Consider the following 22,387-nt stretch of genomic DNA (forward strand, 5'->3'; position numbering starts at 1 on the left):
GCCATGAACAACACCACAGAAACCGCCTTCTTGAAGCGTTATTTTCTTGTGCTGCTGGGCCTTGTCCTGGCGGGAGGCCTGCTGGCCGTTCCCTACACCGCGTGGTGGCTGCGCAGCAGCGGCGACGTGGCCGTGGAGCGCGCAGTCGCCTCGCAATCCAAGGGCAACTTTGCCGTTTTCGGCTCTGGCGTTTCGCAAGATTTTGTGGACTACAAGCTCCAGCTCTACGCCAAGGTCAAACCTGAAATCGCCGCCGTGGGCTCCTCGCGCGTCATGCAGTTCAGAGGCGCGTACTTTCGCAAGCCTTTTCTGAACGTGGGCGGCACGGCGGGCAACCTGCCCGTGCTGCGCTCCACCATCGACGCCATGCTGCGCGTCCACAAGCCCGATGCCATCATTATCGGCCTTGATTTCTGGTGGTTCATGCCGCAGTGGAATGCCGACCCCTTCAAGGAAGAGCCCCCCACCAGCGGCTCGTACAACTACGGCTTCGACAGCCTCAAAAAGCCCTGGACATGGCTGCTTGAGGGCAAAATATCGGCCAGGGACTTTATCGCTCCCCTGCTGCCCCAGTCCATGGGCGGATTCCGCGACAACCGTTACGGCATCATGGCCCAGCAGTACAACGACGGTTTCGGCACTGACGGCTCGTGGTACTACACGGGCGAAAGCACCGGCCAGAAGCGCCCCTTCGACTACCAGTTCGAGGATACGCTCAAGCAGGTGCGCTACGGCACCAAGGCCTTTTTTCACGCCAAGCCGCTGGCTGACAGCCGCGACGTGGGCGGCATAAGTTCCGCGCATCTCGACGCCTTTGCCGAAATATACTGCCGCCTCAAGGCGCGCGGTATCGCCACCTTTGTTTTTATTTCGCCCCTGTCGGTACGGGTGCTCGACGCCATACGCGAACGCGAGGGCGACTACCCGCACCTCTTCCGCCTGCGCGACGCCCTGCTGGCCCGCGGCATAGATGTTATGGACTTTACCGACCCGCGCACCTTTGCCTCCAGCGACTGCGAATTCTTTGACGGATTCCACGGCGGCGAGGTAACCTACGCCCGCCTGCTGCGCGATATGGCCGACCGCTGGCCCGCCTTGCTGGCGTATGTAAATATGGATAAGATAAACGCCACACTGCGCGACTGGCGCGGCTATGCGCTGGTTCCTGACGAGCGTCTCACGAGCCGTCCGGAAGTGGACTTTATGAACTTTAATTGCCCCAAACGTAAACCGTAAGGAACACTGACATGTTTCTTCGATGGGGCGCGGCCTGCTGCCGCGCCCATCTTGTTTCAGCATGGCGGACCGCGCTTGTGTGCTGCCTGTCTGGCGCGCTGGCGCTGCCCCATGGGCTGGCTCTTGCGGCGGCGGATTCCGTATTTGTACACGGCACCGGCGCGGCCAGTACAGCCACGCCTGCAGGACAGGCAAACCCCGGGTTTGCCGCCCCCGCGCTCGCACCCGGCGTGCAGACACCGACCGTGCAGACTCCGACGGTGCAAACGCCTGGCGTGCAGGTTCCCACTGCGCCTGCAGCGCAGCAGATCAGCCCGCTGACCATGCCGGGCGTGCCCGCACCAGCGCAAACGGCCCAGCCGAAGACCGCGCCTGTTCAGGGCGCCGCGGCAACCCCGGCCCCGGCCCAGCCCTCGCAGCCGGGTCAGCCGGTGCAACCATCCGCCGAAGCGCCCAAAAAGCCGGAAGCTCCCGCCAAGGAAAAAAACGCCAAAAGCCGCAAGGATAAAAAATCAAAAAAAGGCCGTAAGGTAGACGCCGAACAGCAGGAAAAAACCGCTCCCGCCAGTGAAGCGCCTGTGCCCATGCCCTCGGCTGCCGCCCCGCAAAAGCAGGTTCCGCCCACGCAGGCGGAGGAGGCCGCCATGGCCTACGCCAAGGGCGACTACGCCACGGCCGAGAGCATCTGGCGCAAGCATGCGGAGGCAGGCGACGGGCAGGCCATGAACAACCTTGGCGTGCTGTACGATCTGGGGCAGGGGGTGGAGCCAGACCTGGGCCGCGCCCTGCACTGGTTTGCGGAGTCGGCCAAAACCGGCCATCCTTCGGGCATGAGCAACTACGGGCGGATGCTCGAGCAGGGGCGCGGCATAGAGGCCAACCCCGAGGAGGCCGCCCGCTGGTTTGACCTGGCTGCCCGTCAGGGTCAGCCCGAGGCCCAGTACAACCTGGGCATGCTGTACGAGCTTGGCCGGGGCGTGCCGCAAGATTACAAGGCGGCAGCTGCATGGTACAGCCGTGCGGCGGCCCAGCAGCAGACCGAGGCCCTGTTTCGCCTTGGGCATTTTTACCGCATCGGGCAGGGCGTGACCAAAAACCCGGCGCGCGCGGTGCTGCTGCTCTATGCGGCGGCTATGAACGGCGACACCAACGCCATGAAGGATCTGGAAGACATGGCCCGCGCCGAACCCTCCCGCCCCGACGCGGTGCTCTTCGGCCAGCGGCTCGACAATACCGACAGAACTTCCATGCGCGCGGCCCTGCAGCAATACGGGGCCACCGCCACCCGCGAGGACAACGCCTACATCTGCGACCTCTACGACGCGTCCAAGGTCGCCCCCGGCGCGCGCCAGATGGCCATTTGCTACGGACCGGGCGACCCGGCCCCGCTGGGATTTCTTGAACTGGATTACGCCGCGCCCGACAACAGGGTCGAGGGCCTGATTCTCAAGATGGTCACAGACCGGTTTGGCACGCCTTCCGCCGGGGAGGGCGAGGACGCGCACCTGTGGAACCTCGGTTCGGTGGTGGTGGCCACACGCTATGAGCCAACGCGCGGGCAGCTCAGCCTCATGTACATGGTGCCCCGCGTGTACCACCTGACGCGCCAACGCTAGGCCGCGCCCGCAGACGCGCCGCTACTGGTTGGTCGGCGACCATTCGCGGCAAAAACGGATAAAACTGTCCATGCTGGCGGAATGGTATTTGGCTTTGTGCCAGCAGAGTGAAAACGTGCGCGAAAACGACTGCGTCAACCGGATAATGGAAAACCTGCTGCTGAAGCCCGGCAGCTCGGCTACGAGCCGCGAGGCAAAGGTAATGCCAAGCCCGCGCTCGACCGTGCCAAGCACCGCCTCGGTGGAGCTGAGGCTCAGGGCCACGCTGTAGGGCGCAATGAGCGCCCCCAGGGTATGCTCAAAATACGCCCGCGTGCCGGAATTGGGCTCGCGCAGTATCCAGCGCTGCCCGGCCAGCTCCGCAGGGGCATGTGCAACCCCGTCGGCCAGGGCATGCCCCCTGCATGCCACCACGGCCATCTCGTCCTGCAACCACTCCTCCGCCGCCATCTGGGGTCTGTGCTGCTCGCCCTCAAGCAACACCACGTCCAGTGCATACGCTTCCGCCAGTTCAAGCAGGCGGCCGGTATTGGCGATCTGCGCCCTGGGCAGCCAGCCGTACCGTCGCTCAAAATCGTGCAGCAGCTGGGGCAGCAGATAGTTGCCAATGGTCTTGCTGGCCCCCACGTTCAAAAAGCAGGCTCCGCCTGCCTGAAACAGGCGCTCGATGGCCTCTCCGCGCTGCAGCATTTCGTCCGCCAGCGGCCATAGCTGCGCGCCCTCGTGGTTCAGCCGCAAATGCGGGTGCACCCGGTCGAACAGCCGCACGCCAAGATGCCGCTCAAGCTCCTGCAATGCCTGCGAAACCGCCCCCTTGGTGAGAAACAGGGCCTCGGCGGCCTGCCCGAGATTCTGATACCGGGCCACGGCCAAAAAAACCTGCAGCTGTTTAAGCGTCATGATGTTGTTCAATTATTTTATACGTTGCGTTAAAATCATTTCGATTTTTTTAATGCCAGTTTCGTGGCAATCAGGCAAGCAGATCACCACGGGAGTATAATCATGTTGCAGAGTATTCGCAGTTTTTTCCGCGCGGTTCCCACGCCGCTTGCCGGTCTGGCCCTTGGCATCGCCAGCCTGGGCATGGGGCTTGAAAAAAGCCTGCCCCTGCACAACCTTGGCCAGGTGCTCGGAGCGCTTACCTCCATGACGCTGACCCTGCTGCTTGCGGGCAAATTTGCCTTCAACCCCGGCCTGCTGGTTGAGGAACTGCGCCACCCGGTGCTGGGCAGCATTTTGCCCACCACCGCCATGGCGCTTATGCTGCAATCCAAAAGCCTGAGCATTGTCGACGCGCGGGCGGCCCAGTACCTTTGGCTGTTTGCCGTAGCCCTGCATCTCTGCCTGCTGCTGGCTTTTGTACGCTTCAGGATCGGGCAGTTTCGCCTGCACCAGATGGTGCCCAGCTGGTTTGTGCCATTTGTGGGCATAAGCGTTGCGGCCATGACCGTTCCCGGCCCGGCATATTACAGCCTGGCTTACGGCCTGATGCTTTTTGGCATGGTCAGCTACGCCGCCCTGCTGCCCGTTATGTGGTACCGGCTCATTTTTGCCAGCCAAATCGACGACGCGTTCAAACCGACCATCGCCATCCTCGCCGCGCCCGCCAGCCTCTCGCTGGTGGCCTACCTGAGCCTCGAGCCTGCGCCTTCGCTGCTTTTGTGCAGCCTGCTGCTTGGCATTGCCGTGCTGATGACCAGCATTATCTACGTGGCTTTTTTCAAGCTGCTGCGGCTGCCTTTCAGCCCCGGGTTTGCGGCCTACACCTTTCCCATGGCCGTGGGGGCCAGCGCCCTGTACAAGGTATCGGATCTGCTGGCGGCCTACCCGGCTGCCCTCGAATACAGCCTGCAGCTCAAGTTTTTTGCCGTGCTTGAGATGATTGTGGCCACCCTCGTGGTTGCCTATGTGTGCTGCCGCTACCTGATTTTTTATGTGCGGGCGTGGGATACGCTTTCGCGCGCACAGAAGGCCGCGCGCATTCATGTTGCTTCAGCCCGCACCGCGAGGGCCGCGCACGTCTGAATTGCCCTCGGGCACGCCACGCAGCCGCGCAGATCTGAACTTGGTGGGGTTGCTTGCAAAAATCGGCTTGCGCCGTACGCCCAGCGGCGCTAGCGTGCACAAATGCATGCCGGGGGCTGTCCGCGACATGTTCGCAACTGTACCCCTTATGCCGCGACGAGCGGCCATGTCTTACAGTATTACAGGTGAGTTATGCTTGTTTTTGCCGCCATGCTTTTGTTGGGAACGCTGCTGGGCTTTGTGGGCGCGGGCGGCGCAGGGGTTATGATCACCATGCTCAGCGTGGGTTTTGACATTCCCATGCATGTGGCGCTGGGCACCTCGCTGGCGGCCATGGTTTTTACATCGCTTTCCGGCTCCATAAGCCACTTTCGCGAGGGCAACGTCAACCGCCGCCTGGGCCTGCTCATGGGCGCTTTTGGCGCTGTGGGGGCCTTTTGGGGCGCACACGTCTCGTCATCCCTGTCCTCCGCCACGCTCAAACCGCTCACCGGCGTTGTGCTGATGGTTTCGGCCCTGCTCATCTATCTGCGCGTTTTTCATCCCCAGCACCCGATGTTCAGCATGCGCTGCAGCAACACCAAGGGCGCACGCTTCTGGCTGCTCACGGTCATAGTGGGCATGTTCAACGGTCTTGTTTCCGGGGCCTGCGGCGTGGGGGCCACGCCCTTTATCCAGCTGACGCTGCTGATCATCTTTAATGTGCCGCTCTACCAGACGGTGGGAACCACCATGCTGGTCATCCTGCCCATAGCGGCGCTGGGCAGCCTGGGATTTCTGGCGGCTGGGCACCTTGACCTTACGCTGTTTGTGCAGGTGCTGGCCGGGCAGATCATCGGCGCGTACGTTGGGGCCAAGTTTACCCGCATGGCTCCGCAGCTGCTGCTCAAAAGCTGCATGGTGTTGCTGCCCGCGCTGGGCGGCATAATCCTGCTGCTGGCCCGATAAAAAAGCCCCCGCCGAATTTCGACGGAGGCTTGCTGCGCCCGTGGGCAACGCCGTGGCGTGCCGGGTTATTTAACAAAAGATTCAAGCATCTTGGCGACAAAGGGCGAAAGCAGCACAATGGCGTAGATGCGCACCAGATGGTAGACCATCACCATGGGAGCCTCCGCCCCTGTGCCGCCCGAAAGCGCGACCACCGCGTTAAAGCCGCCCGGGCTTGTGGCCAGATACGCCCCGCCCACCGAAAGCCCGCCCCAGCGCACCGCTATCCAGGTGCACAAAAGTCCCGCCATAAGGATGATGCAGGTCGAAAGCAGCATCATGGGCCATGTGTCCCGCACGGCGTCAAGCATGCCGGGGTTGTACATGTTGCCCACAATGACACCCACGCAGCCGTAAACCAAAAAGCGCACCCAGTGCGTCATGTCTGGTGCGGTGATGGAGCCGCAACTTTTAAAAATGACCACGGCAATCATGGCTCCGGTCATGGCCCCGCCGGGCAGGTGAAAGCGGTCAAAAACAAAACTTCCCGCCAGCCCCACGGCAAACAGCATTATCGTTGTACCCATGCAAATATCCTTCGCGCCGCGCCGGGCGCGGCCGCATGCTCTGTCTATCGCCGCTGCGCAGCGGCGCACCCACTGCTTACGCTTTTTTCTCCGGGCTCTCAATAAGCGCCGCCGACGCAAAATTATGGAAAAAGGGGCGTTTTTTCTGCTGTTTGACGCGCGCAAAACCTCTCGCTACTCTGCTCTGGTTACCCCTGACGTTTACCAAGAGGACACCATGCACTTTACGCCCAGCCCTTATGCGGAGACGGAATCGCGCAGCCTTGACCCCATGACCACGCGGGGGATGGTCTCCTCGCCGCACTACCTTGCCACCCAGGCAGGCGTGGACATCCTGCGCAAAGGCGGCACGGCTCTGGATGCGGCCATTGCCGTGGCCGCAGTGCTGGCCGTAGTTTATCCGCAGATGTGCAGCATCGGGGGCGACAACTTCTGGCTGGCGCACGAGGCGGCCACAGGCGCGCTGCACGGCATCAACGCCAGCGGGCGGTCGGGCGAAAAGGCCACGCTTGGATATTTTGCCCAAAAGGGCCTTGCCGCTATCCCCCTGCGTGGGCCGCTGGCGGCCTGCACTGTCCCCGGCGTAGTGTCCGGCTGGGACGCCGCCCACGCCCTCAGCCGCTTGTGGGGCAGCCAGCTTTCGCTGGCCGATCTGCTGCAGGAGGCCATAGACCTTGCTGCTGAAGGCTTTGCCGTGACGCCGTCGCTGGCTTTCTGGCTGCATGAAGACTGCAAAAAAGACAGCACGGGCTATCGCGAGCTGCAGCGCCTGCCCGGCTTTGCCCGCACCTTTTTGCCCACGGGCTCGCCTGCGCGGGCGGGCGAACGGATGCGCCTGCCCGACCTTGCCGCCACGCTGAGCCTGATTGCGCAGGAAGGCCCCCGCTCGTTTTACGAGGGCGACCTGGCCCAGCGCATGACCAGCTGGCTGCAGGCCAACGGCGGTCTGCTGACGGCAAGGGACTTTGCCGAGCACCAGGCCGAGACCGTCGAGCCGCTGCGGGTACGCTACCGAGGCCTTGAGGCGTGCAACCTGCCCCCCAATACGCAGGGCGTGGCCTCCCTGTCCATACTCAACATCCTTGAACATATGGATGTAGCCAGCCTTGGCGAGGGCAGCGCCGACCATATCCATGCCGTTGTCGAAGCCACCAAGCTGGCCTTTGCCGAGCGCGACGCCCACGTCACTGATCCCGATTTTGCCGAGATACCTGTCGAATATATGCTGTCGCCCGCGCACGGACGCGATCTGGCAGGCCGCATCGACATGCGCCGCGCGCTTGCCCCCAACGCCCCGCTGGAGCCAAAGGGCGACACCTGCTGGTTTGGCGTTGTGGATGCCGTGGGCAACGCTGTTTCGGCCATCCAGAGCATATTTCACGACTTTGGCGCGGGCATTGTAGCCGGGGATACGGGCGTATTGCTGCAGAACAGGGGCAGCTTTTTTTCGCTGGATGCCGGGCACATCAACGCGCTGGCCCCGCTCAAGCGAACCATGCATACGCTTAACCCGCCCATGCTGCGCAAGGACGGCAAGCCATGGCTTGTCTACGGCACCATGGGCGGCGAGGGACAACCCCAGACCCAGGCCGCCATTGTGACCCGCATGGTCGACTTTGGCCTCAGCCCGCACGATGCGGTTGCCGCGCCCCGCTGGCTGTACGGGCGCAGCTGGGGCCTGCCTGCCAACAACCTGCGCATCGAGGGCCGCTTTGCCCCCCAGGTGGCCGCAAGCCTGCGCCAAAGGGGGCATGACGTGCAACTTACAGGGGGATATAGCGACCTTATGGGGCATGCAGGAGCCATTTTGCGCGACCAGGGCACGGGTGTGCTGTATGGCGCAACCGACCCGCGCAGCGACGGCCTGGCCGCTGGTTATTAACACCGCAACCCACTGCCGCGCCTGCAAAACACCGTGAGGCATTTTGTGTAGCCATTGGTGTAAAATCGTGGTTATATACAGCAGGTTTTTTTGCTGGCAGGCCTCGCCCGTGCCCGCACCTGCGCCGCTGCAAAGGCGAAGTTTCTCTTTTTGTCATTCTGGGGCTTTCACCCAATACAAAAAATACAAATTCGTAGAAAATAAAAATGCTCACGAATACAGAGTGTTAATACATTTTTTTACAGCAAACAGAGCCTTGCCCGCCGCCTCCGACCAATAAATCTACAGAACAGTATATTCTGTGGAAAATTATTTTTTTGCCTTTTTAATCAGGTAGTTGTAAACATTTTTTACCTGCATGCCGTCGACTGGCTGCTGACCGTGACTGCAAAAAGATTTATTTTTTGTTGTCGTCACGTTGAACCTTTTACAATAAAGTCTTTATTTTCAGCATCTTGATTGCGCTGTGAGGCGGGCGTTGCAGACCTGCCCGTCCACGTGGTATCATATTTGACTAACGATACCGCATATGCGACAAGGTTCATGCTCTGACAACCAATTTGCTTTTCACTAAGTTGTAGAGATTATAGCTCTTAAAGCTACCAAAACGTATTTTTTACGGTCGGCAACTTTTTAAATAGTTAGTTTTTACTGATAGTTAGCAAAAAGGAATACTTCTTGCTTAATCTTGACTTACCGTAATTTGGTACACCCCTGTAACTGCACATAAAACTCGGGAGGCCTTCATGAATTTGCTGAAAGTAGCGTCAGTCTGCGCCCTGTCTCTCTTTGTGGGGCAAGCGGCCATGGCCGCGGAAGCTCCGATTAAAATCGGGTTCCCCATCCCGCTCACCGGTGAAATCCCCAAAGTGGGCGAAGGATCCAAGTACGCGGCTGAGATGCTCAAGGAAGAGATCAACGCCAAGGGCGGGCTGAAAGTGGGCGACAAAATGTACCCGCTTGAATTTATTTATGAAGACAATGAATCCAAACCCGAATCGGCCGTTAACGTTACCCTCAAGCTTATCGAGCGCGACAAGGTTATGGCCATTGTAGGCCCCCAGTCTTCGCGTCAGGCGGTGCCTGCGGGCGCTGTCGCCAATGACGAACAGGTTCCCATGATCACCCCCTGGTCCACCAACCCCGACGCCACCAAGGACCGCCCCTGGGTATTCCGCGGGGCCTTCCTTGACCCCTTCCAGGCTCCTGTGGCCGTGGACTTTACCACCAAAAAGTTCAACGCCAAAAAAGCCGCCGTACTCTTTGAAGTTTCCAACGACTACTCCAAGGGACTTGCCGACAACTTCAAGGAATCCTTTGAAAAAACTCACGGCAAGGGTTCTGTTGTGGCCATGGAATCGCACGGCCCCAAGGATCAGGATTTCTCTGCCCAGCTTACCAAAATCATCGCGGCCAAGCCCGACTTTATCTTTGTGCCTGAAAACTACAGCTTTGCGGCCCTTATCGTGCCGCAGGCCCGCGACCTTGGCTACAAGGGCCCCTTCATGGGTTCTGACGCCTGGGGTTCCGCCGAACTGTTCAACCTTTGCGGCAAAGACTGTGTAAACCAGTTCTTCTCCACCCACTACACCGCTGAAGGCGCCACCGGCAAGACCAAGGAATTCATCGACAAGTACAAGGCCAAGTACGGCTACGTGCCTGACGACGTTGCCGCCCTGACCTGGGACTCCATCAACATCGTGCTTCAGGCCATCCAGAAAAACGGCAAGATCGACCCCGACCTCAAAAAGGAACGCAAGATCATCCGCGACAACATGGCTGGCATGGAAAAGTTTGACGGCATCACCGGCAGCATGAAGTTTGACGAAAACCGCGACCCCATCAAGTGCGCCGTTATCGTGCGCGTGACGGAAACCGGCGCATTCGCCTTTGTTGAATCCGTCTGCCCCAAATAGCAGACTACAGGCTCTGCCGCGCGGCCCAACCCACAGGGGGCCGCGCGGCGGCATGCTGTTTTGACGTTTTGCAGCATGCGCTGCGTTGGCTGGCGTGTTTTGCCTCCGATCAGCCAGCCCCTGCAAATCAGTAATGGTTTTTTACGCGGCTTTGGCATATAAGCACGAGCTGCAATGTCTCGCCTGCCGCAAAGGCTGCCCGCCGGCAAGCTGCCGGGGGCATGAACAACGATTTTTTTTGCAGATCGCTTCGGCCCCGCTTGAGCCAAACATGCTCGCGACCGTACGTTTTTTGCTTTATCACCGCCCAATGGGCGGGAACGACGCCGACTGACACAGACTACGCACACTGTAACCGCCAGCTTTTGGGTAGCCCTATGGACTTTTTGCTGCAACAGACCCTCAACGCCTTGCAATGGGGCAGCTTTTACGCCCTCATCGCTCTGGGCTACACCTTGGTTTACGGGGTGTTGCGCCTCATCAACTTTGCCCACGGCGATATTTTTATGGTCGGGGCCTACATCTCCTTTTTTGTCGCCACGTACCTCTTATCTTCCGACGGGCTGGGCCTTTCGCCGCAAAACACGCTGTGGCTGACCATCGTGCTGACCATGGTGCTTACGGCGCTTGTAGGCGTGACGCTTGAGCGCATCGCCTACCGCCCCTTGCGCCGCAAGGGCGCGCACAGGCTGTACGTGGTTATTACCGCCCTGATGTGCGGCCTTATCCTCGAAAACGGCAACCTGGCGCTGCTGGGCGCAACCAAGCGCAAGTTGCCCGAGCTCATCGACAAAACGGTGTATTCCATCGGGCCGCTGGTGATAACCAACCTTAAGGTTTGGGTTATCGTGGCGGCCGTGCTGGTGTTTCTGTTCTTGCAGATCATGGTCACGCGCACCAAGGTCGGCATGGCCATGCGCGCCGTGTCGTGGGACCGCTTTGCCCTGCCGCTCATGGGCATTCCGCTTGACAGCGTCATTGTGGTCACCTTTGTGCTGGGGTCGGGCATCGCCGGTCTTGGCGGCATGCTGTTTGCCATGTGCTACCCCAACCTTGAGCCGTACATGGGCGCCATGATCGGCTGGAAGGCCTTTATCGCGGCGGTTGTGGGCGGCATCGGCGACATACGCGGCGCATTTGTGGGCGGCTTTTTGCTGGCCTTTGTCGAAATCATGGTGGTAGCCTTTTTGCCGTCCACCTACATGGATCTGTTTTCATTTACCATTCTGCTGCTCATCCTGTGGGTGCGGCCCACGGGCATTTTCGGCATGCCGCAAACGACCAAAATCTAGCCGGAGTGTCTGATGCTGCCTCTTTTTGTTCAAACGGTTCTTGTCATTCTGGGTGTGCTCTGCATCGGCTATGCCATTAAGCGCGTCATCAAGCAGAAAAAAATAGACTGTCTTGTGTTTCTGCTTGGCGGACTTGTGCTCATCTTTGCCGAATACTTTGCGTGGATCGACGGCTACTGGCTGTCGGTCATCAAGTTCATGGGCCTCAACATCATATTTGCCACCAGCCTGAACCTCGTGAACGGCTACATGGGCGAATTTTCATGTGGGCACGCGGGCTTTATGTGCGTGGGCGCATACGTGGGCGGGTTTATTTCCATCATTCTGTTTACCAAAAACAAAATGCTGGGCGCGCCTCTGCTGCCGCCCGAGCTTGCTCCGCTGCTGTTTCCCTTTGTCCTCGCTGTTGCGGGCGGGGTGGCGGCGCTGTTTGGTCTGCTGGTGGCCCTGCCCTCGTTCAAGACGCGCGACGACTACCTGGCCATCATTACCATCGCCGCCAACTACATTATTATTTCGCTCATTATTAACATCGACTTTGTGGGCGGCCCGCGCGGCCTCACGGGCATGCGCGGCGTTGTACGCGCCATGGAGGGCGTGGCAGACATACCCTGGATGATGATCTGGACACTGCTGGGCGTGATGGTCACAACCATGATGCTGTACCGGCTGGTCAACAGCACCCTGGGCAAGGGCATACCCGCCGTATGTCAGAACGAAGTGGCCGCGGAGATCATGAGCGTCAACACCAAGAAGGTAAAACTTGTGGCCTTTATGGTCTCGGCGGGCATTGCGGGCGTGGCGGGCGCGCTGTACGCGCACATGTTCAGCTCCATCTACGCCAACAGCTTTGGCATCATGAAGTCCACTGAAGCCATGGTCATGGTCTATCTGGGAGGCATGGGCTCGCTCTCCGGCTCGGTGCTCGCAGCGATCATGTTTACCCTGCTCATCGAACTTTTGCGCTTTGCTCTGCCTGCCATGAACGACCTGGCGCACATGCTGCCCTTTGTGCCCAATTCATTCAATATCAGCCAGGAATGGAAGTGGGTCATCATCCCGCTTATTCTTATCCTGCTCATGCAGTTCAGACCCGAGGGCCTGCTGGGCAACCGGGAACTGACCGACGCCTTTCCCAAACTGAAACGGCTGATAAGCTTCGGCAAGCGGCCCTAGAACGGCTGCCCCAGGACGGCGCGTCCCAAATGCGCCATTGATGCAGATACAACCAGAACGAGTGGGGGCTGACCTTGGCACTGCTTGAAATGAAAGAAGTCACGCAACGCTTCGGCGGGCTGATTGCGTTAACGGATTTTTCCATCGCTGTGGACGACCACACGCTGGTGGGGCTAATCGGCCCCAACGGCGCGGGCAAAACCACGGTTTTTAATCTGGCTTCGGGCTTTTACCATGCCACAGAAGGGCAGATTATCTTTAACGGGCAGACATACGACAAGAGTCTTGAACCGCACCAGGTCACGACCATGGGCATGGCCCGCACATTTCAGAACATCCGCCTGTGGAACGACATGACCGTGCTCGACAATATCTGCGTGTCGCAATACCACAGGCTGGGCTATGGCCTGATTGACGCGTGGCTTTGCAACGAGCGCTACAGCCGCGAAGAAAAGCGTGTACGCCAAAAGGCCGCAAAGATTCTTGAAATCATGGAACTGGGCGACGTGGCCAACGAGTTTCCCAAAAACCTGCCCTACGGCCTGCAACGCCGGGTAGAGCTGGCCCGCGCCCTGTCCACCGACCCCAAGCTGCTGCTGCTCGACGAGCCCGCCGCCGGTCTGAACTCTTCAGACGTGGACGGCCTGATCAAGCACATCCGCTGGATATTTGACGAATTTAAAATCGCCATCTGGATGATCGAGCACCAGATGAAGGTGGTCATGTCGCTGTGTCAGCACATTACCGTGGTTGAATTTGGCAAAACCATTGCCAAGGGCACACCGCAGGAAATTCAGTCCAACCCCGATGTCATCAAGGCCTACTTGGGCGACGAGAACGTGTGATGCTACTGGAAGTTGAAAATCTCTACGCCGGCTATGGCAAGATTGAAGCCCTTCACGGCATTTCATTTCACGTGAACAAGGGCGAAATAGTCACCCTCATCGGGGCCAACGGCGCGGGCAAGTCCACCACGCTCAAGGCCGTCATGCGCCTTACGCCGCCGGAATCGCCCACGGTCATCAGCGGCGACATCCGCTTTAACGGCGAATCCATCCTCAAGACCGAGCCGCACCATGTTGTGGCCCGCCTCAAGATGGATCTGGTGCCCGAAGGCCGCCATATTTTTGGCAACCTCACGGTGAGCGAAAATCTCAAGCTGGCCACCTGGACCCGCAAGGACAACAATATCCAAAAAGACGTGGACAAGGTCTTTGAACTTTTTCCGCGCCTCAAGGAGCGCATGCACCAGCGCAGCGACACGCTCTCTGGCGGCGAGCAGCAGATGCTGGCCGTGGGGCGGGCGCTCATGACCAACTGCTCGGTGCTGCTGCTGGACGAACCTTCCATGGGCCTTTCGCCCCTGCTGATGTACGACATGTTCCGCACGCTCAAGCAGCTCAACAGCGACGGCCTGACCGTTGTGGTTGTGGAGCAGAACGCCCGTCTGGCCCTGCAGGTGGCAGACCGGGGCTACGTGCTCGACACCGGAGCCATTGTGGCCGAGGGCACAGCCGCGCAGCTGGCCGACACGCCGGAAATCAAGGCGGCCTACCTCGGCGCGTAACCGCCGCAGTGCCGTAACCCGCAATACCGATGCAAGGCAAAGCCCCCGTTGAAAAACGGGGGCTTTGTAGTACCTGCGAGGGCCGTATTGCTGCAGCGGCTGAGGCGCGTGGGGCTGCTTCCACGGGCAAGGAGGGGATGCCCGCGTTTTGTCCGCAATTTCACGCCAGCATTTCCCTGTCGGCAGCTATCTGGTAGCAGCTATCTGGCCTCAGTTATCTGGCCGCAGTTATCTGCCAGCTGTCACCATGGACTCGCCCATAAGCCGGGCCGCTTCCATATCTTTGGGGAACTGCGCGGCGCGGTAAACGGCTTTTTCCGATTCCGAAAACCGTTCGCACTTGTACTTGCTGTAGTCCTCGAACTGGTAGGTATTGAAGGCGTGCAGCACCTGAGGCTCCCCAAACAGACGGCCCGCAAACATTTCCATGCCCTGGAGGTTCTGGCGGTAGCCATGCTGCTGCATCTCTGCAGCGGTCACGTTCATGGTGTAGATAAAGCCCGTGGGCATGCGCTTGGGGGCCAGCGAGCTGTAATTGGCGTCGTAGACAAAGTAGGCGAACATCAGGCGCTCAAAAAAGCTGCGCAGCTTGCCCGTGATATTGCCAAAATAAATGGGGCTGCCAAAGATTACGCCGTCGGCCTGCGACAGTTTTTCCAGCACCGGAGCCAAATCGTCCTTTGCCGCGCAGTGGCCGTAACTTTTACCGCCGATTTTTTTGCAGGCAAAACAGCTCACGCAGCCATTGTAGGCAAGATCATACAGATGAATCATCTCTGTTTCCACGGGTTCGCCGCAGGGGGCGGCGGCTGCGCCGTCCAGCGCCGCCTGCAACAGCTGCGCGGTATTGTGCTTCTTTCTGGGACCGCCGTTTATGGCAAAAATTTTCATTGTATTCTCCTTGAGTAGGGTTGGTGGCAGTGGGAACCTCTTGACCACCATGTATACCTGCTATAAAAATATTTTCGCAAGTACGCATATTTTTCTTCCCTACTTTTTTTGCGAGCGCCCCATGACAAAATCCCCCGCCTGCGCATCCAGCGGTCTGTACGACGACAAAAGCCAGTGCCCCATACTGCATGTTTTCAAACGCATAGGCGGCAAGTGGAAGCTGCCCATACTGTGGCATCTGGCAGACCGGGAAACCGTGCGCTACAACGAGCTCAAACGCAGCGTGCGGGGCGTCACCAACATGATGCTGACCAAGTGCCTGCGCGAGCTTGAAGACTACGGGCTTGTGCACCGCAGGCAGTACAACGAGGTTCCCCCACGGGTGGAATACTCCCTCTCCGAGCGCGGCAAAAAGCTGCTCCCGGCACTGGAAGCGCTTTACGCCTGGGGCCGGGAGCAGCTGGATTTTGAAAAAAAAGCGGGAAATGAGGACGCCACGGGCTGCGACAGCCGGCCGCCTGACCGGCTGTTGCCTGACCGGGCTGCTGTCTGACCGGGCTGTGACCGGTCAACGGGCTGACGGACCGGAATCCTGCTCTGCGGACAGAGCTGCAGCCAGAGCTGCAGCCTGGGCTGCAGCTGGGGGTGTAGCCTGACAAGGGGGCATGGCGTCTGGCTCCCGTTGCCCGGAGCTGCGCCTGTTTTCGGCCACGATGCCGCTGATGATCAGCACCCCGCCCAGCAGTGTGGCCAGGGTCATCCGCTCGTCCAGCAAGGCCGCGCCAAACAGCACCGCCGCCAGCGGATTAAGAGCGATAAAAACCCCCGCGCGGGCCACGCCGATCTTTTGTATGCCGTCGTAATACCAGATATAGGCCACGGCAGACCCCACAATACCCAGATAGAGCAGGCTGGATACCTCCCAGGCGCTGAAGCGCAGCACGGCGTCGACATCGAGCACGCCAGAGGCGGCGGCATAGGCCACAAGCATGACGGTTCCCGCATAGATGGAATAGGTCACCGTGTGCAGCGGCCCCAGCTGGCGCACCACTGACTTGCAAAATACGCTGTAGGCGCTCCAGCTCAGCACGCAGCCGCCAATAAGCGCCTCGCCGACCCAGCCGGGCGCGCCCGTAGCGCTCCCCGCGCGCTGCGGATCGCCCCCGCCCACCACCAGCGCCACGCCGCAAAAGCACAGCGCGATGCCCAGCACCTTGAGGGACGTCACGTGCTCCCGGTAAAACAGGTAGGCGATAAGCGTCATCACTGCCGGGTTGAGCGCCACAATCAGGGCCGCCCGCGAGGCGCTGATGTGCTGCAGCCCGCTGAAAAAGAAAAAGCTGTACGAAAATATGCCGCAAAAGCCCAACAGGCTTACCACCAGCGCCTGTCTGGCCGTCACCCGCCTGAACCCCTTGCCCGAAATAACAAGGAACAGACTCAGCGCCGCCGAGGCCAGCAAAAAACGCAGACAGGCCGAAAACATGGGCGCAACCCCGGCCAGGCTTCTGCCCGCGATAAAGGTTCCGCCCCAGGCCACAGCCACCAGCGCCAGCCTGGCATAGACCGCCGTATCCTTTCCACCCTTATTCATTGCCATTGTGCCCTGCCTGATTGCGCTTGCGTTTTGCGACCCTGCGCCGGGACATACCCGGGGCGCGGGCCGCGCCATTGCCCTTGCGAGCATACAGGCATATATTTACGCCCATGTTTATTCATGGTGAAATGAGCAAATACTCATGGTAAAACCCAATGACGCTTAGCCAGCTTGAAATATTTTCTGCCGTTGCCGCGTGCCGGGGCTTTACAGCCGCCGCCATGCAGCTGGGCATTTCGCAGTCGGGGGTGTCGCACGCCATCGAGTCTCTGGAACAGGAATTTGGCGTCAGCCTGCTGCGCAGGGGCAAATACCCGGAGCTGACCGATGTGGGCGCGCGCCTGCTGCGCCAGGCGCAGGCCATGCTGGGGCTGGCCGAATCCATGCGGCAGGAGGCCTCGGACGCGCGCGGCATGAAGCGCGGCACGCTGCGCATAGGCTCCTTTGGTCCCACTGCTTCGCTGCGCCTGCTGCCCCCGGTGCTTGAAAAATACCGGGCGGCCTTTCCCGGCATTGAAATTCATGTGGACGAAGGCCCCGACGGCGAGGTTGCCCAGTGGATTGCTGATTACCGCGTGGACGTGGGTTTTGTAACCCTGCCCAACGACCGGTTTGAGACCTTTGCCCTCATGCGGGACCAGCTGGTGGCCCTGCTGCCCCAGGGGCATGCTCTGGCGGGCAAACGCGCAGTGACGCTGGCCGAGCTGTGCGCCAGCCCCTTTGCCATGACAAGGGCGGGGTCGGAGGACATCATCCGCCAGCTGTTTCAGGCGGCGCACGTGCAGCCCAATATCCGCTGCCGCTCGCTGCAGCTGGTGAGCACCATCGCCGCCGTGACGCGGGGCGATGCCGTCAGTATTGTGGCGGAATCAGCCCTGCCGCCCGAAGGTACGCCCGCCTATGTAAAAAAGCCCCTGCGCCCGGCAGCCGTGCGGGAGGTGGCGCTGGCCGTGCCCGACCGCGCACGCATATCCCCGGCCACGCGTGAATTCATACGCATTGCGCAGCAGGTATTTGCCCCGGCGAGCAACCACAAGGGCAAAGCCACACAAAAATTGCCTATTGGCGGATAATCGGTATAGTCTGAATCAGACGAAGGATACGCACTTAAGGTTCGCACAACCGTTTCGCACATCAGAGGGGGCTTAGCATGCATGTTCTCATTCTGGGCGGCACTGGCTTTGTGGGGCGATATCTTGCCGGAGCGCTCCTGCGCGAAAACCATACGGTCAGCGTCGCGTCGCGCAGCGCGGGCAAGGGGGGCAACGGTCCCCGGCGCGTGGTGTGGAACGGCTGGGACGGAGCGGCTCTGGCGGGCCTGCTGGACAGCGTGGACGCCATTGTGAATCTGCAGGGCGAAAATATCGGCGGCGGCCGCTGGACCGCCGAGCGCAAGCAGGCCATCGTCAGCAGCAGGGTTGAAACCGGGCAGGCGCTGTGCGTTGCCCTGCGCATGCGCAGGGAGCAGGGCCATACCCTGCCCGCAACGCTTTTGCAGGCGTCCGCCAGCGGTTACTATGGCCTGTGGCGCGAGACCGCGCCGCCCTGCGACGAGGGCGCTGCCTCCGGTCAGGGATTTCTGGCGGATACCTGCCGCCAGTGGGAGCAAAGCACCGTACCCGTTGAGGCCCTTGGCCTGCGCCGCTGCGTGCTGCGCTTTGCGCCCGTGCTGGGCAAAAAGGCCAACGGCACGCCAGGCGGATTTATCGAACGCATGCTGCCGCCCTTCCGCATGCATGTGGGCGGCCCGCTGGGTTCAGGCCGCCAGCCGTTTTGCTGGACGCACCTTGAGGACGTAGCCGGGGCCGCGTCCCTGCTGCTGCAGCGCACGGACCTTGCGGGGGCTTTTAACATCTGCGCCCCGCGTACCCCAAGCATGAGCGAATTTACCCGCGCCCTTGGCAGGGTTTGCGGCAGCCCCTCGTGGCTGCCCGTGCCAGGTCCCCTGCTGCGTCTGCTGCTGGGGCAGATGGCAGACGAGCTGTTGCTGGCCGGGCAAAACCCCACGCCGCTGCGACTGCAGGCTGCAGGTTACGCCTTTCGCCAGCCGGAGCTGGAGCAGGCCCTGCAAAGCGTGCTCGCCTAGAAGGTCAGCTGCTTCTGGGTATTCCACAAGGTTCTGTAGCCGAAATACAGCGAGCAGAAACAGCACAGGCACACGCAGGCGCAAATGGCCACCATGATGGTTATCTGGTACAAAATGGCCGTGGTGGGCGCTGTGCCGGAGAGTATCTGACCGGTCATCATGCCGGGCAGCACCACTATGCCCATGCCCAGCATGGAGTTGAGCGTGGGCACAAGGGCTGTTTCCAGCGCCTGACACACAAAGGGAAAGAGCACCTTTTCCGGGGTTGCGCCGATGTTGAGCAAGGCCTCCACGCGCGCACGCTGCCCTTCAAGGCCGTTCCAGAACGACTTGAGCCCCAGCGAAACGCCGGTCAGCGCATTGCCCATGAGCATGCCGCTGATTGGTATCATGTACTGCGGGTCAAACAGGCTCTGCCCCACAATGCAGGTCACAAAAAACACAATAACGCCCAGTCCGCAACAGGCGATGGATACGGATACTACCAGCCTGAAACGCGGGTTAAGCCTTTTGTTGCGCGACAGCACCAGATAAATGGTAAAAAACACCAGTATGGTCAGATAACCCATGGTGAGCAGGGGGTGCGGATGCTCAAAAAGAAAGGTCAGGGCATAACCCGCAGCAATGAGCTGCAGGGTCATGCGCGCGCTGGCCAGCACCAGCAGCTTTGTCTGGTTGATGCGGCACTTTTTCATGACGGCCAGCACCAACAGCAGCAGCACATAGACGAGCAAAAACGAGCCTAACTGGATCTGGGCAACGCCGTTCATAGCTATTCCGCCTCTGCCCGCAGGCTGATGATGTTTTGCGCGTGCCGCGCGGTAAGGGCCGGGTCATGGCTCACGGCCACAACGGTCATGCCGCGCTCGCGGCAATAGGCCAGCACCTGCGACATGAAGCGCTCGGCCGTGTCCTGATCGAGCGCCGAGGTTGGCTCGTCCAGCAGCAGCACCCTGGGCAAAAACGAAAGACAGACGGCAAGGAACACGCGTTGACGCTCGCCGCCTGAGAGGTGCACGCAAGGGGCGTCCAGCGGAAAGTTGGCGCAGCACAGACGCAAAAACGTCTGCTTGTCCTCGGCGGACAGCGGCGCGGATTCTCTGGCCTCGCAGTAGGCGTCAAAGTTGTCGCCCACGCTGCCGTCAAAAAGAAACACAGACTGCCCGGCCAGCAGCACCTCGCGCCGCAGCGCTATACTGTCGAGACCGGCCGTGTCCTGCCCGTTGTAAAGAACCGTGCCCGCCGTAGGCGCAAGGGTTTTATTGAACAGCCGCAGCAGGGTGCTTTTGCCGCTGCCGCTGGCTCCGCTGATAAAGGTGGCCCTGCCGCCCTCGATGTCCAGGTCGTTGTAAACAATCTGGCCGTAGGCAAGGCCGCGCGTCTGTATGCAGGACATGGTTTTTCCCCGTTGCTGGCAAAGTGCTGGCCGATCTGGCTTGCGACATACTACAGGCGTTTGCTGTCAGGTCAACCGCTGGCGCGGTCAATACGCGGCCATGCGGAAATTTTTTTATTTGTCTGCCGCCAAGCGAGCCCTTGCACGGGGCCGCTTGCGGCCATGATTTTTTCCTTTCAACCGCCGCTGGCCGACATCTGGGGCTACAGAGGCATTGTGCATTGGCGTGTATGAGGCTATGGTACGCTACCAAGTAATTTTTTATGTACAGGAACAGCATGTCTCCATCGTTCGAAGATTTTAATTTGTCCCCGGAATTGTTGCAGGGCGTCAAGGATATGGGCTTTGAAGAGCCCTCTCCCATTCAGGTTCTTGCCGTGCCCTTTTTGCTGACCGGCCGCGATGCGGTAGGCCAGGCCCAGACAGGCACAGGCAAAACAGCCGCCTTCGGCATGCCCATTCTGGAAAAGCTCACCCCCGCAAAGGCGGTGCAGGCGCTGGTGCTTTGCCCCACGCGCGAGCTTGCCATTCAGGTTGCCGAAGAACTCAGCAAACTTGCGGCCCGCAAGCGTGGCGTGGCCATTTTGCCCATCTACGGCGGTCAGGCCATTGAACGGCAGCTGCGCGCCCTGGAGCGCGGCGTGCAGGTGGTGGTGGGCACCCCCGGCCGCTTGATGGACCATCTGCAGCGCGGAACCCTGCGCCTCAACGCCGCCACCACCGTTGTGCTCGACGAAGCAGACGAAATGCTCGATATGGGCTTTCGCGAAGATATAGAAGCCATTCTGGAGCGTATGCCCGCCGACTGCCAGCGCGTGCTTTTTTCGGCCACCATGCCCCCGGCCATCCTGCAGCTGAGCAAGCGCTTTCTGCGTGACCCGGAGATGCTGGCCATCGCGCAAAAAACCCTGACCGTGCCCGCCATTGAGCAGGTCTATTACGAGGTGCGCCCGCACCAGAAGATGGACGCGCTCTGCCGGGTGCTGGACGCGCAGGGCTTTCGCAAGGCGCTGGTTTTTTGCTCCACCAAACGCAGTGTGGACGAAGTAACGGCCCACCTGCAGCAGCGCGGTTACCAGAGCGACGGTCTGCACGGCGATCTGGCCCAGTCGCAGCGCGACAGGGTCATGCAGCGCTTTCGCGGCGAGGGGCTCGATATTTTGATCGCCACCGACGTGGCCGCGCGCGGCATTGACGTGGACGACGTGGACGCCGTGGTCAACTACGACATTCCCCACGACGCAGAGCGCTACGTGCACCGCATAGGCCGCACGGGCCGGGCTGGCCGCGTGGGCAAGGCCTTTACCTTTGTGACCCTGCGCGAGCAGCACAAGCTGCGCGACATCATCCGCCACACCAAGGCCCGCATCCAGCAGGAGCGGCTGCCCTCGCTGCGCGATGTGGCCAATATCCGCACCTCGCGGCTGCTGGATGAAGTGCGCGCCACCCTGACTGCCGGCGCCCTCGAAGCCTGCATGCAAATGGTTGAGGACTTTCTGTCCGAGCAGTTTGCCGACGATGTCATCACCAGCCGCGACGTGGCCGCCGCCCTGCTCAAGCTGCTGATGCAGCGCGACTTTGGCGACGCCAGCAACGTGCCCGATGAAGACCCGCTGTCCGACGCGCCACGCCGTCCCAGCCGCGATGGCCGAGACGGCCGAGACGGCCGAGACGGATTCCGCCAGGGCGACCGCGACGGGGGCCGCCCCCGCCGCAACGACGCCCCCATGACGCGCCTGCACATCAATGTGGGCCACGCCCACAAGGTTTCGCCCGGTGAAATGGTGGGCGCCATCACGGGCGAGTGCGGCATCCCTGGCCGCAGCATCGGGGCCATCAGCATCCAGAATCACTTCAGCCTTGTGGAAGTGCAGAGCGACCTGGCCGACGACGTGCTGACCGTGCTCAACCGTGGGGTGTTTATCGCCGGGACACGGGTGACCGCCAAGCAGGATTCCGGCGCAGGCGGCCCCTTCCAGCGCAAAAGCTTTGGCCCCGGCGCACGCGCGCCCCGCGGCCCCCGCCCCGGCTACCCCGCCCGCAACCCGCGCGAAGGCGGCAACGCCGCAGCCGGCGGCAAGCGTTTTTCGCACCCTGACAAATGGGGCAGAAAGCCTCGCGGCGCGGAAGACGACAGGGAATCATAACCAACCGCCATCGTTTATACAGCGGCCCGCCCGGCTACCCAGCCGG

20 protein-coding genes are annotated in these 22,387 nt (G+C 60.7%); 14 read left to right on the forward strand and 6 right to left on the reverse strand.

Features of this window, described 5'->3' with window-relative positions:
- Nucleotides 1-3: 3 nt before the first annotated feature.
- Nucleotides 4-1,236 carry a hypothetical protein gene (locus DDIC_RS12190; RefSeq protein WP_136400694.1) on the forward strand — a complete coding sequence of 411 codons (1,233 nt, stop codon included), beginning with the start codon at nucleotides 4-6 and terminating at the stop codon, nucleotides 1,234-1,236.
- Nucleotides 1,237-1,247: 11 nt separating this feature from the next.
- Nucleotides 1,248-2,852: a tetratricopeptide repeat protein gene (locus tag DDIC_RS12195; RefSeq protein WP_247647478.1), complete on the forward strand. Its 1,605-nt coding sequence runs from the start codon at nucleotides 1,248-1,250 to the stop codon at nucleotides 2,850-2,852.
- Nucleotides 2,853-2,873: 21 nt separating this feature from the next.
- Here DDIC_RS12195 and DDIC_RS12200 read toward each other — a convergent pair whose 3' ends face one another.
- Nucleotides 2,874-3,752: a LysR family transcriptional regulator gene (locus tag DDIC_RS12200; RefSeq protein ID WP_211088879.1), complete on the reverse strand. Its 879-nt coding sequence runs from the start codon at nucleotides 3,750-3,752 to the stop codon at nucleotides 2,874-2,876.
- Between the two features lie 102 nt (nucleotides 3,753-3,854).
- Here DDIC_RS12200 and DDIC_RS12205 point away from each other — a divergent pair, with 102 nt between their 5' ends.
- Together DDIC_RS12205 and DDIC_RS12210 are read left to right on the forward strand one after the other, a co-directional pair.
- Entirely contained in the window at nucleotides 3,855-4,877 is a 1,023-nt protein-coding gene (locus tag DDIC_RS12205) for a TDT family transporter (RefSeq protein WP_136400695.1), read from the forward strand.
- Nucleotides 4,878-5,069: 192 nt separating this feature from the next.
- A complete protein-coding gene (locus tag DDIC_RS12210; RefSeq protein WP_136400696.1) occupies nucleotides 5,070-5,825 on the forward strand; it encodes a sulfite exporter TauE/SafE family protein in 756 nt (251 codons plus the stop codon).
- Nucleotides 5,826-5,890: 65 nt separating this feature from the next.
- Here DDIC_RS12210 and DDIC_RS12215 read toward each other — a convergent pair whose 3' ends face one another.
- Entirely contained in the window at nucleotides 5,891-6,391 is a 501-nt protein-coding gene (locus DDIC_RS12215) for an AbrB family transcriptional regulator (protein WP_136400697.1), read from the reverse strand.
- Between the two features lie 124 nt (nucleotides 6,392-6,515).
- Here DDIC_RS12215 and ggt point away from each other — a divergent pair, with 124 nt between their 5' ends.
- From ggt to DDIC_RS12245, 6 genes are all read left to right on the forward strand, one after another.
- Entirely contained in the window at nucleotides 6,516-8,273 is a 1,758-nt protein-coding gene (ggt, locus tag DDIC_RS12220; RefSeq protein ID WP_247647479.1) for a gamma-glutamyltransferase, read from the forward strand.
- A gap of 746 nt (nucleotides 8,274-9,019) precedes the next feature.
- Nucleotides 9,020-10,189 carry an ABC transporter substrate-binding protein gene (locus DDIC_RS12225; RefSeq protein WP_136400698.1) on the forward strand — a complete coding sequence of 390 codons (1,170 nt, stop codon included), beginning with the start codon at nucleotides 9,020-9,022 and terminating at the stop codon, nucleotides 10,187-10,189.
- Nucleotides 10,190-10,566: 377 nt separating this feature from the next.
- On the forward strand, nucleotides 10,567-11,481 hold the full coding sequence (locus tag DDIC_RS12230; protein ID WP_136400699.1) for a branched-chain amino acid ABC transporter permease: 915 nt from the start codon (nucleotides 10,567-10,569) through the stop codon (nucleotides 11,479-11,481).
- A 12-nt stretch (nucleotides 11,482-11,493) separates the two neighbouring features.
- Complete coding sequence (locus DDIC_RS12235) at nucleotides 11,494-12,657, forward strand: branched-chain amino acid ABC transporter permease (protein WP_136400700.1); 1,164 nt, start codon at nucleotides 11,494-11,496, stop codon at nucleotides 12,655-12,657.
- A gap of 74 nt (nucleotides 12,658-12,731) precedes the next feature.
- The gene (locus tag DDIC_RS12240) at nucleotides 12,732-13,502 is read left to right on the forward strand and encodes an ABC transporter ATP-binding protein (RefSeq protein ID WP_136400701.1); all 771 of its coding nucleotides are present in this window, start codon (nucleotides 12,732-12,734) and stop codon (nucleotides 13,500-13,502) included.
- The gene (locus tag DDIC_RS12245; protein WP_136401133.1) at nucleotides 13,502-14,224 is read left to right on the forward strand and encodes an ABC transporter ATP-binding protein; all 723 of its coding nucleotides are present in this window, start codon (nucleotides 13,502-13,504) and stop codon (nucleotides 14,222-14,224) included. The genes DDIC_RS12240 and DDIC_RS12245 overlap by 1 nt, the downstream gene beginning before the upstream one ends.
- 228 nt (nucleotides 14,225-14,452) lie before the next feature.
- Here DDIC_RS12245 and DDIC_RS12250 read toward each other — a convergent pair whose 3' ends face one another.
- Complete coding sequence (locus tag DDIC_RS12250) at nucleotides 14,453-15,115, reverse strand: flavodoxin family protein (RefSeq protein ID WP_136400702.1); 663 nt, start codon at nucleotides 15,113-15,115, stop codon at nucleotides 14,453-14,455.
- A 121-nt stretch (nucleotides 15,116-15,236) separates the two neighbouring features.
- Between DDIC_RS12250 and DDIC_RS12255 the strand changes: the two genes are divergently transcribed.
- Nucleotides 15,237-15,668, forward strand: coding sequence for a winged helix-turn-helix transcriptional regulator (locus DDIC_RS12255; protein WP_136400703.1), 432 nt, complete (start codon nucleotides 15,237-15,239; stop codon nucleotides 15,666-15,668).
- Between the two features lie 15 nt (nucleotides 15,669-15,683).
- Here DDIC_RS12255 and DDIC_RS12260 read toward each other — a convergent pair whose 3' ends face one another.
- Nucleotides 15,684-16,715: a DMT family transporter gene (locus DDIC_RS12260; protein WP_136400704.1), complete on the reverse strand. Its 1,032-nt coding sequence runs from the start codon at nucleotides 16,713-16,715 to the stop codon at nucleotides 15,684-15,686.
- Nucleotides 16,716-16,867: 152 nt separating this feature from the next.
- On the opposite strand from DDIC_RS12260, the gene DDIC_RS12265 reads away from it, so the two are divergent.
- Both DDIC_RS12265 and DDIC_RS12270 read left to right on the forward strand, forming a co-directional pair.
- Complete coding sequence (locus tag DDIC_RS12265) at nucleotides 16,868-17,785, forward strand: LysR family transcriptional regulator (RefSeq protein ID WP_136400705.1); 918 nt, start codon at nucleotides 16,868-16,870, stop codon at nucleotides 17,783-17,785.
- 77 nt (nucleotides 17,786-17,862) lie between these two features.
- Complete coding sequence (locus DDIC_RS12270; RefSeq protein WP_136400706.1) at nucleotides 17,863-18,798, forward strand: TIGR01777 family oxidoreductase; 936 nt, start codon at nucleotides 17,863-17,865, stop codon at nucleotides 18,796-18,798.
- On the opposite strand, the gene DDIC_RS12275 is transcribed toward DDIC_RS12270, so the two are convergent.
- Together DDIC_RS12275 and DDIC_RS12280 are read right to left on the reverse strand one after the other, a co-directional pair.
- Nucleotides 18,795-19,568 carry an ABC transporter permease gene (locus tag DDIC_RS12275; protein ID WP_136400707.1) on the reverse strand — a complete coding sequence of 258 codons (774 nt, stop codon included), beginning with the start codon at nucleotides 19,566-19,568 and terminating at the stop codon, nucleotides 18,795-18,797. The two genes, DDIC_RS12270 and DDIC_RS12275, sit on opposite strands and share 4 nt — an antisense overlap.
- A gap of 2 nt (nucleotides 19,569-19,570) precedes the next feature.
- Entirely contained in the window at nucleotides 19,571-20,194 is a 624-nt protein-coding gene (locus DDIC_RS12280; protein ID WP_136400708.1) for an ABC transporter ATP-binding protein, read from the reverse strand.
- A gap of 278 nt (nucleotides 20,195-20,472) precedes the next feature.
- Between DDIC_RS12280 and DDIC_RS12285 the strand changes: the two genes are divergently transcribed.
- The gene (locus DDIC_RS12285) at nucleotides 20,473-22,341 is read left to right on the forward strand and encodes a DEAD/DEAH box helicase (protein ID WP_136400709.1); all 1,869 of its coding nucleotides are present in this window, start codon (nucleotides 20,473-20,475) and stop codon (nucleotides 22,339-22,341) included.
- Nucleotides 22,342-22,387 lie beyond the last annotated feature (46 nt).

It is taken from the genome of Desulfovibrio desulfuricans, assembly GCF_004801255.1.
GTDB classification, from domain to species: Bacteria; Desulfobacterota; Desulfovibrionia; order Desulfovibrionales; family Desulfovibrionaceae; genus Desulfovibrio; species Desulfovibrio desulfuricans_C.